Annotated in this window: 15 protein-coding genes, 1 tRNA gene and 1 other annotated feature; all 16 genes read right to left on the reverse strand. The window is 33.7% G+C overall.

The genetic code is table 11. The annotated features are described in order from the left end of the window. Positions 1-22 precede the first annotated feature (22 nt). Complete coding sequence (gene rpoB / locus ACQZHJ_RS16375) at positions 23-3,721, reverse strand: DNA-directed RNA polymerase subunit beta (protein WP_430486565.1); 3,699 nt, start codon at positions 3,719-3,721, stop codon at positions 23-25. Positions 3,722-4,022: 301 nt separating this feature from the next. Then, entirely contained in the window at positions 4,023-4,388 is a 366-nt protein-coding gene (rplL, locus tag ACQZHJ_RS16380) for a 50S ribosomal protein L7/L12 (protein WP_003452170.1), read from the reverse strand. 58 nt (positions 4,389-4,446) lie between these two features. Then, positions 4,447-4,947 (reverse strand): 50S ribosomal protein L10, encoded by a 501-nt coding sequence (gene rplJ, locus ACQZHJ_RS16385; RefSeq protein WP_430486566.1) that lies wholly within the window; start codon positions 4,945-4,947, stop codon positions 4,447-4,449. A gap of 34 nt (positions 4,948-4,981) precedes the next feature. Beyond that, positions 4,982-5,107, reverse strand: a sequence feature (ribosomal protein L10 leader region). A gap of 57 nt (positions 5,108-5,164) precedes the next feature. Continuing rightward, positions 5,165-5,854 (reverse strand): 50S ribosomal protein L1, encoded by a 690-nt coding sequence (rplA, locus tag ACQZHJ_RS16390; RefSeq protein WP_430486567.1) that lies wholly within the window; start codon positions 5,852-5,854, stop codon positions 5,165-5,167. Between the two features lie 57 nt (positions 5,855-5,911). Beyond that, positions 5,912-6,337, reverse strand: a complete 426-nt coding sequence (gene rplK / locus ACQZHJ_RS16395; protein WP_003452181.1) for a 50S ribosomal protein L11 — start codon at positions 6,335-6,337, stop codon at positions 5,912-5,914. 74 nt (positions 6,338-6,411) lie between these two features. Continuing rightward, the gene (gene nusG, locus ACQZHJ_RS16400; RefSeq protein ID WP_430486568.1) at positions 6,412-6,933 is read right to left on the reverse strand and encodes a transcription termination/antitermination protein NusG; all 522 of its coding nucleotides are present in this window, start codon (positions 6,931-6,933) and stop codon (positions 6,412-6,414) included. A 37-nt stretch (positions 6,934-6,970) separates the two neighbouring features. Then, positions 6,971-7,195 carry a preprotein translocase subunit SecE gene (gene secE / locus ACQZHJ_RS16405; protein ID WP_430486569.1) on the reverse strand — a complete coding sequence of 75 codons (225 nt, stop codon included), beginning with the start codon at positions 7,193-7,195 and terminating at the stop codon, positions 6,971-6,973. A 51-nt stretch (positions 7,196-7,246) separates the two neighbouring features. Continuing rightward, the gene (gene rpmG, locus ACQZHJ_RS16410) at positions 7,247-7,396 is read right to left on the reverse strand and encodes a 50S ribosomal protein L33 (RefSeq protein WP_003482374.1); all 150 of its coding nucleotides are present in this window, start codon (positions 7,394-7,396) and stop codon (positions 7,247-7,249) included. Positions 7,397-7,577: 181 nt separating this feature from the next. Further along, the gene (gene tuf, locus ACQZHJ_RS16415) at positions 7,578-8,771 is read right to left on the reverse strand and encodes an elongation factor Tu (RefSeq protein WP_430486561.1); all 1,194 of its coding nucleotides are present in this window, start codon (positions 8,769-8,771) and stop codon (positions 7,578-7,580) included. A 66-nt stretch (positions 8,772-8,837) separates the two neighbouring features. Then, a tRNA-Thr gene (locus tag ACQZHJ_RS16420) sits at positions 8,838-8,913 on the reverse strand. An 82-nt stretch (positions 8,914-8,995) separates the two neighbouring features. Next, on the reverse strand, positions 8,996-9,643 hold the full coding sequence (gene sigH, locus ACQZHJ_RS16425; RefSeq protein ID WP_430486570.1) for an RNA polymerase sporulation sigma factor SigH: 648 nt from the start codon (positions 9,641-9,643) through the stop codon (positions 8,996-8,998). Positions 9,644-9,725: 82 nt separating this feature from the next. Beyond that, positions 9,726-10,235 (reverse strand): NYN domain-containing protein, encoded by a 510-nt coding sequence (locus tag ACQZHJ_RS16430; protein ID WP_430486571.1) that lies wholly within the window; start codon positions 10,233-10,235, stop codon positions 9,726-9,728. 15 nt (positions 10,236-10,250) lie between these two features. After that, on the reverse strand, positions 10,251-11,132 hold the full coding sequence (gene rlmB / locus ACQZHJ_RS16435) for a 23S rRNA (guanosine(2251)-2'-O)-methyltransferase RlmB (RefSeq protein ID WP_430486572.1): 882 nt from the start codon (positions 11,130-11,132) through the stop codon (positions 10,251-10,253). A gap of 21 nt (positions 11,133-11,153) precedes the next feature. Beyond that, positions 11,154-11,891 (reverse strand): FAD-dependent thymidylate synthase, encoded by a 738-nt coding sequence (gene thyX, locus ACQZHJ_RS16440; protein ID WP_430486573.1) that lies wholly within the window; start codon positions 11,889-11,891, stop codon positions 11,154-11,156. Positions 11,892-11,906: 15 nt separating this feature from the next. Continuing rightward, on the reverse strand, positions 11,907-12,317 hold the full coding sequence (locus ACQZHJ_RS16445) for a Mini-ribonuclease 3 (protein ID WP_430486574.1): 411 nt from the start codon (positions 12,315-12,317) through the stop codon (positions 11,907-11,909). Positions 12,318-12,560: 243 nt separating this feature from the next. Then, a complete protein-coding gene (gene cysS / locus ACQZHJ_RS16450) occupies positions 12,561-13,961 on the reverse strand; it encodes a cysteine--tRNA ligase (RefSeq protein WP_430486909.1) in 1,401 nt (466 codons plus the stop codon). Positions 13,962-14,029: the final 68 nt, after the last annotated feature.

Here is a 14,029-nt window from a genome sequence, read left to right on the forward strand (position 1 = left end):
GAGTAAGGGAACACTTTATATCCTAGTTAAAATCATCTTCTATGTCTAAATCACTTGTGAAGTCTAATAAGTCTATGTTTTCATAGTCTATTTCTTCTTCAATTTCTTCTGCTGGGATGTATGCTTCCCCTTTTTCTTCTTTAACTTCAGTTGTTGAGTCTTCAGTACCTTCAATATTAACTTCTAATACTTCTGGCTCTTCATCTTCAGCTAATTCTTTGAATTTAACCTCTTGGTTGTCATCATTTAAAACTTTAACGTCTAAGCATAAAGCTTGAAGCTCTTTAATAAGAACTTTAAATGATTCTGGCACACCTGGCTCAGGTATGTTTTCACCTTTAACAATAGCTTCGTAAGTCTTAACTCTACCTACAACGTCATCTGACTTAACTGTAAGTATCTCTTGAAGAGTATGAGCAGCACCGTATGCTTCTAATGCCCAAACCTCCATCTCTCCGAATCTTTGTCCTCCGAATTGTGCCTTACCACCAAGTGGCTGCTGAGTTACTAATGAGTAAGGTCCTGTTGATCTTGCGTGAATCTTATCATCAACTAAGTGAGCAAGTTTTAAGATATACATGATACCAACTGTTACTTCGTTATCAAACTCTTCACCAGTTCTACCATCTCTTAAAGGAGTCTTTCCATTTCTATTGTAACCAGCTTTTTCTAAGCAGTCTTCTATATCAGTCTCAGTAGCACCATCGAATACTGGTGTAGCAATGTGCCATCCTAAAGCACTTGCTGCCCATCCTAAGTGAACTTCTAGTACCTGACCGATGTTCATACGAGATGGAACCCCTAGTGGGTTTAAGCAGATTTGTAGTGGTCTACCATCTGGTAAGAATGGCATATCTTCTTCTGGTAATACTCTTGAGATAACCCCTTTATTACCATGACGACCAGCCATCTTATCTCCAACAGATATTTTTCTTTTTTGAGCGATGTAACATCTTACAAGTTCATTAACTCCAGGTGATAAATCATCTCCGTTTTCTCTTGTAAATACTTTAACATCAACTATGATACCAGCTTCTCCGTGTGGAACTCTTAATGAAGTATCTCTAACTTCTCTAGCTTTCTCACCGAATATAGCTCTTAATAATCTTTCTTCAGCAGTAAGCTCAGTTTCTCCCTTAGGTGTTACTTTACCAACTAAGATATCTCCTGATCTTACTTCAGCACCGATTCTGATTATTCCTCTTTCATCTATGTCCTTTAGAGCATCTTCACTTACGTTTGGTATGTCTCTAGTTATTTCTTCTGGTCCTAACTTAGTGTCTCTAGCTTCGCACTCATACTCTTCTATATGGATTGATGTAAATACGTCTTCTCTAACTAACTCTTCTGAGATAAGCATAGCATCCTCGTAGTTATATCCTTCCCAAGTAATGAATCCCATTCTTATGTTTTTACCTAAAGCTATTTCTCCTAAATCAGTTGAAGGTCCGTCTGCTAATACTTCACCTTTAAGTACCCAATCACCTTTAGCAACTATAGGTCTTTGGTTTATGCAAGTACCTTGGTTACTTCTCTTGAATTTAAGAAGTCTGTAAGTATCAACACCACCATCTAGTTCTCTTTTAACTCTAACTTCATTAGCACTTACATAAACTACTTCACCAGCATTTTTAGCTTTAGGAAGAACTCCTGAATCTACTGCCGCTCTGTATTCTATTCCTGTACCAACGATTGGAGCGTATGGTTTTAATAATGGAACCGCCTGACGTTGCATGTTTGATCCCATTAAGGCTCTTGATGCGTCATCATTCTCTAAGAATGGTATCATTGCAGTCGCAACAGATACTAGCTGTCTTGGAGAAACGTCCATTAAGTCAACATCCTTACTTGGAACAACTAATACCTCACCTTTAGCTCTAACAGTTACTTTTTTATCTATGAAGTATCCATTTTCATCTAATGGTTCATTAGCCTGAGCTACTAGGTATTGGTCTTCCTCATCTGCTGTAAAGTATCTTATTTCACCAGTAACTCTACCAGTTTCTTTATCTACAACATTATAAGGTGTTTCTATAAATCCATACTCATTAACTTTAGCATATGTAGCTAATGAGTTTATAAGACCTATGTTTGGTCCCTCTGGAGTCTCGATAGGACACATTCTACCATAATGAGAGTGGTGAACGTCTCTAACCTCGAAACCAGCTCTTTCTCTTGAAAGACCTCCTGGTCCAAGAGCTGATAATCTTCTTTTATGAGTTAACTCAGATAATGGGTTTGTTTGATCCATGAACTGTGATAACTGTGAGCTTCCGAAGAATTCTTTTATAGCAGCTGCTACAGGTCTTATGTTGATTAATTGTTGAGGAGTAATAGCCTCTTGGTCTTGAATAGTCATTCTCTCTTTAACTACTCTTTCCATTCTTGATAAACCAATTCTGAATTGGTTTTGTAAAAGCTCTCCAACACTTCTTAATCTTCTATTTCCTAAGTGATCTATATCATCTTTATATCCTATGTTATAAGCTAAACCAATTTGGTAACTTATAGTAGCGAATATATCATCTTTAACGATATGCTTAGGAATAAGTCTTGTTATATTCTTTTTGATCTCTTCTTTGATAGTTTCTTCATCAGAATAGTTATCTAAGATTTCTCTTAATGTTGGGTAGTGAACTAATTCTCTGATATTTAAATCTGATAAATCGAAGTCCACACACTTATGTATATCTACAAAGTGGTTACCTATAACTCTAATTACTCTGTCTTCAACTAGAACATCAACTGAATTTATTCCTTTGCTTTGGATTTCTTCAGCCTTAGCTCTTGAAATTTTTTCACCTTTTGCTACTAAAACTTCGCCAGTTAATTCATCTATTATATCTTCTGCTGCTATTTGATTAGCTATTCTTAAGCCGATTGCAAGCTTTTTATTAAACTTGTATCTACCAACTCTTGATAAGTCATATCTCTTAGCATCAAAGAATAAAGAATCTATTAAGCTAACTGCACTATCAACTGTAGGTGGCTCACCTGGTCTTAATCTCTTATAGATTTCTAATAATGCTTCTTCTTTAGTCTTAGTATTATCTTTTTCTATAGTAGCTTTGAATCTTTCTTCTTCACCAAAATACTCTAAAAGTTCTTGGTCGCTTCCAAAGCCCATAGCTCTTCCTAATATACTTATAGGAAGTTTTCTTGTTTTATCTATTCTTACATAGATAACATCATTTGAATCTGTTTCATACTCTAACCAAGCACCTCTGTTAGGTATAACAGTTGCTGAAAACAGCTTTTTACCAGTTTTGTCTATATTGAAATTATAATAAACACCTGGTGATCTTACTAACTGAGAAACAATAACTCTTTCGGCACCATTAATTATAAAAGTTCCTTGCTCTGTCATTAATGGGAAATCTCCCATGAATACCTCTTGTTCTTTTATTTCTCCAGTTTCTTTGTTTTGAAGTCTAACAGCTACTTTTAGCGGTGCTGCATAAGTAGTGTCTCTTTCTTTACACTCTTCAACTGAATATTTTATGTTATCCATGTCTAAAGTGTATCCTACAAACTCAAGTACAAGATTCCCAGTGAAGTTTGAGATAGGATTAATATCATCGAAAACTTCATAAAGTCCTGCATCTAAAAACCATTTGTAAGAATCTAATTGAATTTCAATTAGGTTTGGCATTTCAGCCACGTCTTTGACTTTTGCAAAGCTCATTCTCGTTCTTTTTCCAACTTGGACAGGATGTACCATCAACTTTCACCCCTTGTATAAACTAAAATAGCCAAAAGCATACTTTCCCTAGGGACCTATGCTTTCGGATTACATACAATATCATCTTTTTAGTATACCCATTTTTTCCTGTAGTATACATAAAATTCATATTCAACTTTATACTATTACACAATAGTACATTTACTTATGGTATCATAGGCAATACCCGTTGTCAATATTCTTAAAAAATTTACTTTAACTTTTTTTATTCTTCAATCTTATGAGTTAAAAAAAAGAGGCACTACTCAGTACCTCTTTTAATATTTTAATTAAGCTTTAATTACTTAAGCTCTACTTCAGCTCCAACTTCAGCTAATTTAGCTTTCATGTCTTCAGCTTCTTCTTTAGCAACAGCTTCTTTTAATGTCTTAGGAGCTCCGTCAACTATTTCTTTAGCTTCTTTTAATCCTAATCCAGTTAATTCTCTAACTGCTTTGATTACTTTTATTTTGTTAGCACCAGCGTTTGTTAATACTACGTCAAACTCTGATTTTTCTTCTGCAGCAGCACCTGCAGCAGCTCCGCCTACAACAGCAACTGGAGCAGCAGCGCTTACTCCGAATTCTTCTTCACAAGCTTTAACTAACTCGTTTAATTCTAAAACACTCATTTCTTTTATAGCTTCTATGATTTGCTCTTTTGTCATGATTCGCACCTCCGAATTTTCTTTCCTGTTTTTTTTAAATTTGTTTTATTTTTATTAATTATTCAGCAGATTCTTCTTTTTTGTCTGCTATTGCACTTAATAAGTATGCAAAATTTGATACTGGTGACTTGATACTTCCAAGAAGTTTTGCAAGTAAAACTTCTCTTGAAGGTATAGCAGCAAGTTGCTCAGTTTGCTCTTTATCGTAAACTGTTCCTTCTACTATAGCAGCTTTTAACTCAAGCTTTTTGTTTTCCTTAGCGAAATCGTTAAGGATTCTAGCTGGAGCAGTAGCATCTTCGTAACCGAATGCTATTGAAACTGGACCTTCTAAGTATTCAACTATTCCATCAAAACCTAATTCTTTTGCAGCTAGAGTAACTAGTGTGTTTTTGTAAACTTTATACTCAATTCCTGCTTCTCTTAAGTTCTTTCTTAAGTTTGTATCTTGTTCTACTGTTAAACCTTGGTAGCTAGCAAGTACAACTGATTGAGCTTTTTCTAATTTCTCTTTGATCTCTGCAACTTTAGCTTCTTTTAATTGTCTGTTTTTGTTCACTGTGTCCACCTCCTCACAGTTTATTTAACTGCTTTATATAATAAGAAAAGTCTTCCCGTAGACATAGGAAGACTATTATATACAATATAATGTCCTCGGTAGGTTGTTTTACGTTATACCATACAGTACCTACTGTCTACGGAAACTTTCATTCACTTTTTTCAACAAAAATTATTTTAACATCTGCTTAACCTTATGTCAAGCATTTTTATTAAAATTAATCTAAAGCTTTAGCTGGGTTAACTTTAGCTCCAGGTCCCATAGTAGCTGAAACTGAAACTGATTTTAAGTATTGTCCTTTAGCAGCAGCTGGTTTAGCTTTTACTAAAGCATCCATTAAAGCTGTGAAGTTTTCAACTAACTTCTCAGTTCCGAAAGATTTCTTTCCTATTGGGCAGTGAACTATAGCAGTTTTATCTACTCTATACTCAACTTTACCTGCTTTGATTTCTTTTATAGCGTTAGCTACGTCAAATGTAACTGTTCCTGATTTTGGGTTTGGCATTAAACCTTTTGGTCCTAATACTCTACCTAATCTACCAACTACACCCATCATATCTGGAGTAGCAACAACTACATCGTAGTCAAACCAGTTTTCGCCTTGAATTTTTTGTACTAATTCGTCAGCTCCAACGAAATCTGCTCCTGCAGCTTCAGCTTCTTTAGCTTTCTCACCTTTAGCGAAAACTAAAACTTTAACATCTTTACCAGTTCCGTGTGGAAGAACAACAGCTCCTCTAACTTGTTGGTCAGCATGTCTTGGGTCTACACCTAATCTTACGTGTAATTCGATAGTCTCATCGAATTTAGCTTTTGCAGTTTTAACAGCAAGCTCTAAAGCTTCTGCTGGAGTATATAATGCATTTTTATCTATTAATTTTGAACTTTCAATATATTTCTTTCCCATTAATATAATCCTCCTTTGTGGTATTAGCGGTCATTACCTCCCACCGATTTGAAAAAATTATTCTACTACTACTACACCCATACTTCTAGCAGTACCTTCGATCATGCTCATTGCAGTTTCGATTGTTGCAGCATTTAAGTCTGGCATTTTTAATTCAGCAATCTTTCTGATTTGCTCTTTAGTGATGTTTCCAACTTTAGTTCTGTTTGGAACACCTGATCCACTTTCTAAGCCTAATTCTTTCTTAATAAGAACTGCAGCTGGTGGAGTTTTTAATATGAAGCTGAATGATCTGTCTTGATATACAGTTATTACAACTGGTATTATTAAGCCAGCTTTATCAGCAGTCTTTGCGTTGAATTCTTTACAGAATCCCATTATGTTTACACCGTGTTGACCTAAAGCTGGTCCTACTGGTGGTGCTGGTGTTGCTTTTCCTGCAGGAAGTTGAAGTTTTATCATTCCTGTTACTTTCTTAGCCATGAGTTTATTCCTCCTATACTGTGGTAATTATCGGACTTACGCCCTCCCACTTGATCGAGACGTTAGTCTGATTTTTAATCTAATTTTTCTACTTGATTAAAATCTAGTTCAGCAAGAGTTTCTCTTCCGAACATATCTACTAAGGCTTTTATTTTGCCTTTTTCAACAATTATTTCTTGGATTACAGCAGCAAAGCCACTTAAAGCTCCTGAAATAATGTTTATAGTTTCTCCTACCTCCAAGTCGATTTCCATAGCAGTTTTCATTACTCCCATAGAATCTACCTCTTCATCGGTAAGTGGAACAGGTTTTGACCCTGGACCTACAAAGCCAGTTACTCCTCTTGTATTTCTTACGACATACCAAGATTCGTCTGTCATAACCATGTTTACTATAACATATCCTGGGAATTTTTTCTTTAGAGTAACTTTTATCTTACCATCTTTCTCCTCAGCACACTCTTCCATTGGAACTTGTATGTCTAAGATTAGAGATTCTAAGTTTCTGTTCTCTATAGTCTTCTCAAGATTTGCTTTTACTTTGTTTTCGTATCCTGAATATGTGTGTACTACGTACCATCTAGCTCTATCACTCATATCATACCGGTGAATAAATCACCAAACCTCCTTTATATTATTTAAGTCCAAACACTAACTCAAAGAGGTTCTTAAATACAAAATCCATTCCGCCAACTAGCGCAATAGAAATTACAGTAAATACAATTACTGCAATAATGGCCTTTTTAGCTTCTTCTTTTGGTGGCCAAGTTATTCTTTTGATTTCTGCCTTAACCCCTCTAAAGAACTTTGTTATTCCAAAGCCTCTGCTTTTTTCATTTACATTTTGCTTTGCAGCCATAAATTCACATCCTTAACACCATAATGCATTAGAATTTTTTTAATTCAAACACTACTTAGTTTCTCTGTGAAGAGTATGAGTCTTACAGAACTTGCAGTATTTTTTCATCTCTATTCTATTAGGATCGTTTTTCTTATTTTTCATAGTGTTGTAGTTTCTTTGCTTGCACTCAGTACATGCTAAAGTTACTTTTACTCTCACGTTCAGCACCTCCAGTTTTGTTGTATATTAAAAGTAGTTCTATCTACCAATACACTGCTAGTTAATTACTAAAATACATTATCATAAATATACACAGGTGTCAACAAATGTTGGCTATGTAAAGGACTAGGTCATGTAACCCAGTCCTTATTATGATAAAATTATGTTATTTTGCTTAAAACTACTCGATTATTGAAGTAACAACTCCTGAACCTACAGTTCTTCCACCTTCTCTGATAGCGAATCTTAATCCTTCATCCATAGCGATTTCAGTGATTAATTCAACTTCCATGTCGATGTGGTCTCCAGGCATAACCATTTCCATACCTTCTGGTAATTTGATTGATCCTGTAACGTCTGTTGTTCTGAAGTAGAATTGTGGTCTGTATCCATCGAAGAATGGAGTATGTCTTCCACCTTCTTCTTTTTTAAGTACGTATACTTGACCTACGAATTTTTTGTGTGGGTTGATTGTTCCAGTTTGAGCTAAAACTTGACCTCTTTCGATGTCTGTTCTTTGGATTCCTCTTAATAATGCTCCTACGTTATCTCCAGCTTGTGCTTCATCTAATAACTTTCTGAACATTTCGATTCCTGTAACAACTGTTTTTCTTCTTTCTTCAGTTAATCCGATTATTTCTACTTCGTCTCCTACATGTAGAACTCCTCTTTCAACTCTTCCAGTTGCAACTGTTCCTCTACCAGTGATTGTGAATACGTCCTCTACTGGCATTAAGAATGGCTTATCTGTTGCTCTTTCTGGTGTTGGAATGTAGCTATCTACTGCTTCCATTAACTCTCTGATACAAGCTGTTGCAGCTTCGTCAGTTGGGTTTTCTAATGCTACTAAAGCTGATCCTTTTATTACTGGGATATCGTCTCCTGGGAAGTTGTACTCGCTTAATAACTCTCTAACTTCCATTTCAACTAACTCTAATAACTCTTCGTCGTCAACCATATCAGCTTTGTTTAAGAATACTACTATGTGGTCAACTCCAACTCTTGATGATAATAAGATGTGCTCTCTTGTTTGAGGCATTGGACCATCAGCAGCTGAACATACTAATATAGCTCCGTCCATTTGAGCTGCTCCAGTGATCATGTTTTTAACGTAGTCAGCATGTCCTGGACAGTCAACGTGAGCGTAGTGTCTGTTAGCAGTTTCGTACTCAACGTGTGCTGTATTGATTGTGATTCCTCTTTCTTTTTCTTCTGGAGCTTTATCTATTTCATCGTATTTGAATGCTTCTGCTCCACCAGCTTGAGCTAAAACAGTTGTTATAGCTGCTGTTAAAGTTGTTTTACCGTGGTCTACGTGACCGATTGTTCCAATGTTAACGTGTGGTTTGCTTCTTTCAAATTTTGCTTTTGACATTGCAAATTCCTCCTTTAAAATTCAAATAAACTCTACCTAGCGTGTTGTGTTTTCCTTATTTTGGATTGGAGCTCACGATCGGGATTGAACCGACGACCTCCGCCTTACCAAGGCGACGCTCTGCCGACTGAGCTACGTGAGCACCTTACATTCATTTAATTTACCTATGCCATAAAAATTTTACTACTAATAAAATTCTTTGTCAATACTTTTGGATAATTGGCTTACTTAATGTTCAAACATTTTTCAAGCTTTCTTTTTACTCTTTGCAAAGCATTATCTATAGATTTTGCTTCTCTATCCAAATCACAGGCAATTTCTTGATATGATTTTCCATCCAAATATGAATTTAACACTTCTAATTCTAACTCGGAAAGCACACTATTTATGGCACTTTCTATATTTTCAACCTCTTCTTTACCTATGACTAATGATTCTGGATTAGTTATAGTTATACCAACTACTGTATCTAAAAGAGTTCTATCTGATTCCTCTTCATATATTGGCTTACTTAAAGAAATATAAGTGTTAAGTGGGATATGTTTTTGCCTTGTTGCAGTCTTTATTGCTGTTATTATTTGCCTAGTAACGCATAATTCTGCAAAACTTCTAAAAGAAACAAACTTTTCTGGATTGAAATCTCTTATAGCTTTATAAAGCCCTATCATTCCCTCTTGATAAATATCTTCTTTATCTGCTCCTATAAGAAAATATGATTTTGATTTAGCTCTTACAAACTGTTCATACTTACTTATTATATATTCTTGAGCTCTAATTTCACCATTTTTAGCTAGTATAACAATTTCTTTATCTGCTAGATCCTTAAACTCTTCGTAATTATCAAGTTTAGCTAAATCATAAGTAATCCCCATATTCTCTACACCCCCAGATAAAAACCTCATATCCCAATAAATTACAAATAAATTATAAGATTTATATTTGACTTAGTCAATATTACCCTCTTCTCATTTTTTCTAACTTTTCTAACACACTTTTTTCTAAGGTATCACCTAAAAAATTTTTACCATTTTCGGTTCTATTCTTCTCTGCCTTTTTCCTGATATTATCCTGAACTTTTAATACCTCATTGTAGAATTCTATAGATGACATTCTAACTGCCCCTCTTTGGAATATTGTCTGTTGCTCTAATCTATCTGATGTAACAACAAAAACCTCTACTTTTCTTCCAAGTTCGTCTACCATTCTCTCAATATACGCATCAGCGATTTCGCCTTCTTTTGTAAAGACAGTAATTATATTACCTGATACCTCTTTACTTTCTATATTCCCAGCAACCTTATGTGCATCAAAAACCAAGTATATTCTACAAGAGTTAAAAGCAGCATAGTTTTCAAGCATTTCTGTTAGCTCTGTTCTTGCTATGTCATAGCTATATTGTTTTGCCTTTTTTAAATTAGGCCAGCTATTTACAACATTATAGCCATCTATAAATATAACTCTCATTCTATCACTCTTCTTCTATTTTATTAATCTTGATTTTAAAACCTCATACATCATTATACCACCTGCAACTGAAGCATTTAAAGAGTTTATTTTTCCAACCATTGGAATTTTAACTAACTTGTCACACTTTTTCTTTGTTAAGTTTGACATTCCTCTTCCTTCACTTCCAACTATAATTCCACAAGCACCTTTGAAGTTTGTCTCATAGCTATACTCTTCTCCAGCTATATCAGCTCCGTATATCCATATATTTTTAGCTTTTAATTCTTCTATTGCATTGTTTATATTTGTAACTTTAGCTATTTTCATATGTTCTATAGCTCCTACTGAAGCCTTATAAACAGTTCCAGTTACGCCAACATTTCTTCTCTTTGGTATTATTATTCCATGAGCACCACATAATTCAGCAGTTCTTACTATTGATCCTAAGTTATGTGGATCTTCTAATTCATCTAATATAACTATAAATGGATCCTCATTTTTGCTCTTAGCTAAATCTAATATCTCTTCAACTGTGCTGTATTTAAATGGTGTTATTTGAGCTATTACACCTTGGTGAACTCCAGTTTCACTCATTAAATCTAGTTTCTTTCTATCAACTTCTTTTACAACTATTTTTTTATCCTTAGCTAATCCTAATATCTTGTTTATTGAACCTTCCATTTTTCCATTAGCTATAAATATTTGCTCTATAGTCTTATCTGATTTTAATAATTCTATAACAGCATTTCTTCCTTCAACTAGATCTTCTCTTCCTTGGAATTCTGATTCTTGAACATCATTTCTAACATTTCTGTTATTTCTTGAATACTTTTCTTCTCTTGCTCTTTGTTCTCTTTCTAAAGCATATTTTTGCTTACGAGTTAATTGTCTATATTTATTTTCTGATTTTGTCATTTTGTTCTCTCCTTAAAATCCTTATTTACTAAGATATAATTCTCTCATTTCTTTAAGCTTTCCGCAGCACATTTTTCCTTCTGGGCATGGTCCTGCTACACAGCTTGGTCCAGCATTTTTAAATAATATTGGAGCTACTTTTTTAACTTCTCCAACCATTTGTTCTGCCATGTTTCTTATTTCCCATTGTGCTCTATCACAACATCTATGATGGAAGAAATTCATTAAACTTCTAGCATTCATTGTGAATACAACCTTTGTTTCACAAGCATTAGGAAAAACATATCTTGCATCTTCTATTGCTTTCTTCTCTGCTGGTCTTTCTCCCATACCTTCTTCTATGTATTTAGCTTTTAATCTATCAACTATTTCATCATAAGCTTTTTGAGCTCCTACCATTTGATCTATAAATAGTTTTTTAGCTACTTCATCATTTGCTATAGCTGGTGGTATTATATATTCAAATTGATCTAACTTAACATATCTCTGTGATTGCTGAGAATATGATGCTATTCTATGTCTAACTAACTGGTGAGTTAAACTTCTTGAAACTCCCTCTACAGCAAAAGTAAATGAAACATGCTCTATTGGTGACATATGTCCATATGACATAAGCATATTTAAAAATTTATCTGTATTCTCATCAGTTAAATTTTCTAATATATCATCTACACCTACTGGACTATAACATAACTTAGCTGCTGCTGCTATTGTCTTTTCTGGTTCTGGTGTGTGTTGTAATAACTTAACTTTTAACATTTATAATTCTCCCCTCTAAAGTTCAACTTCTATACACTTTAACAGGAATTCATTTAATCTTTCTTCTTGACCACTTAAATATAAATATCCTACTAAAGCCTCAAAGCCTGTAGCATTTCTATAATCTCTAACATTTGCATTTTTAGGTACAGTTGCTGATTTAGCATTTCTACCTCTTTTGAAAATATAAAGTTCATCTTCATTTAGTTCACTCTCTAATGTATTTATTATGTCACTTTGAGCCTTAGCTTTAACATACTGTATAGCCTTAACATGTATTTTATGAGCTGATAAACCGGCATTTTCACTTAATATATAATTTCTTATGAAAACTTCATAAACGCCATCTCCAATTAAAGCTAACTGAAGTGGATTTAACATTCTAGCTTCCTTTTCTGAAAACTCTCTATATAATAAATTCTTCAATATTATATCTCCTTTTGTTTAGGTTTATATAAAAACTTATATCATTTAAAACTATTAAACTATAAATCATAAGTTAATTCAAATTTACTTTTTCTTAAATTCTTATATTAAATTTAGAATTAACTTTTAATTTTCAATCCCAGTTTTTTAAATATTACACCTTAACTTTATTAGTTACAAGATAAATTTAATTAAAATAATAACTTGCAAAAGAAGTTTCTTCTGCAAGTTTATTACTTAGAACTATATCATCTTCCATCTTACACCTTGAGGAGTATCTTCTAAAACAATACCTCTCTCTTTTAGGTCATCTCTTATCTTATCAGCTAACGCAAAGTCTCTATCTTTTCTAGCTTGTTGTCTTTGAGCTATTAAAGATTCAACTTCTTCTGCAAGTGCTGCACCTTTAGTTGATTTTTGAAGCATTCCTAAAGGTAATCCTAATTCTCTTATTAACTCTAAAGCTTTTTCAGATAATTCCTTTGATGAATCTATTGTTATATTTGTATTTGTATCTTTTATTAAATCAAATATAGCAGTTATTGCATCAGCAGTATTAAAGTCATCGTCCATTTTTTCAATATATTTTTCTTTATATTTGTTTAATGACTCTAAATAAGCTTTTTCCTTATCATTCATTTCTTCTCTTGAAACTTCATCAATTAAGTTTTCTAAGTTTCCTATAGCATTGTATATTCTCTCAACAGAAGCTTTAGCTGACTCTAATAAGTCCTCACTAAAGTTTAATTGTTGTCTATAATGAGCTGATAACATTAAAAATCTTATAACATCAGCATCATATCTTTCCAATATTTCTCTTGCTGTAAAGAAGTTATTTAATGATTTAGACATTTTTTCATTATTTACATTAACAAAAGCTGAATGTAACCAATATCTTGCAAATGGTTTTCCAGTTAATGCTTCACTTTGTGCAACTTCATTTTCATGATGTGGGAATGTTAAATCTGCTCCACCAGCATGAATATCTATAGTTTCACCTAAAAGTTTTTTAGCCATGCATGAACATTCTATATGCCATCCAGGTCTTCCCATTCCCCATGGACTGTTCCAAGCTGGCTCTCCTGGTTTTTGAGCTTTCCATATAGCAAAGTCCATTGGATCTTTCTTTCTCTCATCAACTCTTATTCTAGCACCTGATTGTAGGTCCTCTATGTTTTGACCTGATAGTTTTCCATAGCCTTGGAATTTCTTAGTTGAAAAATAAACATCTCCATCTACTTCATATGCGTATCCCTTATCAACTAAGCCTTTTACAAACTTTATTATTTCTCCAATAAACTCTGTAGCTCTTGGATTAACAGTAGCTCTTTCTATATTTAAAGCATCTGCATCTTGATAGTACTCTTTTATATAAGTATCACCAATATTCTTTACAGTAGTTCCTTCTTCATTAGCCTTTTTAATCATCTTGTCATCTATATCTGTAAAGTTTTGAACAAAATCAACCTTGTATCCTCTGTACTCAAAATATCTTCTTATAGTATCAAAAACTATAAAAGTTCTACCATTTCCAATGTGGAAAAAGTTGTACACAGTAGGACCACAAACATACATCTTAACTTCTCCTGGCGTTAAAGGAATAAATTCTTCTTTTTGTTTGTTTAAAGTGTTATAAACTTTAATCATATTTGACCCTCCTACCTTAAATTATTAGCAACTCACCTTACAAAATATAAGGTGAGTTTTAATTA

The organism is Clostridium sp. B9 (assembly GCF_050509515.1).
Taxonomy (GTDB): domain Bacteria; phylum Bacillota; class Clostridia; order Clostridiales; family Clostridiaceae; genus Sarcina.

Excerpts from the sequence above, each read along its gene's own strand:
- tuf (WP_430486561.1), bottom strand. The coding sequence starts at position 8,771 with ATGTCAAAAGCAAAATTTGAAAGAAGCAAACCACACGTTAACATTGGA.
- thyX (WP_430486573.1), bottom strand. The coding sequence starts at position 11,891 with ATGTTAAAAGTTAAGTTATTACAACACACACCAGAACCAGAAAAGACA.
- secE (WP_430486569.1), bottom strand. The coding sequence starts at position 7,195 with ATGGCTGCAAAGCAAAATGTAAATGAAAAAAGCAGAGGCTTTGGAATA.
- rpoB (WP_430486565.1), bottom strand. The coding sequence starts at position 3,721 with ATGGTACATCCTGTCCAAGTTGGAAAAAGAACGAGAATGAGCTTTGCA.
- ACQZHJ_RS16430 (WP_430486571.1), bottom strand. The coding sequence starts at position 10,235 with ATGAGAGTTATATTTATAGATGGCTATAATGTTGTAAATAGCTGGCCT.
- rplK (WP_003452181.1), bottom strand. The coding sequence starts at position 6,337 with ATGGCTAAGAAAGTAACAGGAATGATAAAACTTCAACTTCCTGCAGGA.
- rplL (WP_003452170.1), bottom strand. The coding sequence starts at position 4,388 with ATGACAAAAGAGCAAATCATAGAAGCTATAAAAGAAATGAGTGTTTTA.
- rlmB (WP_430486572.1), bottom strand. The coding sequence starts at position 11,132 with ATGACAAAATCAGAAAATAAATATAGACAATTAACTCGTAAGCAAAAA.
- rplA (WP_430486567.1), bottom strand. The coding sequence starts at position 5,854 with ATGGGAAAGAAATATATTGAAAGTTCAAAATTAATAGATAAAAATGCA.
- nusG (WP_430486568.1), bottom strand. The coding sequence starts at position 6,933 with ATGAGTGATAGAGCTAGATGGTACGTAGTACACACATATTCAGGATAC.
- sigH (WP_430486570.1), bottom strand. The coding sequence starts at position 9,643 with ATGGGGATTACTTATGATTTAGCTAAACTTGATAATTACGAAGAGTTT.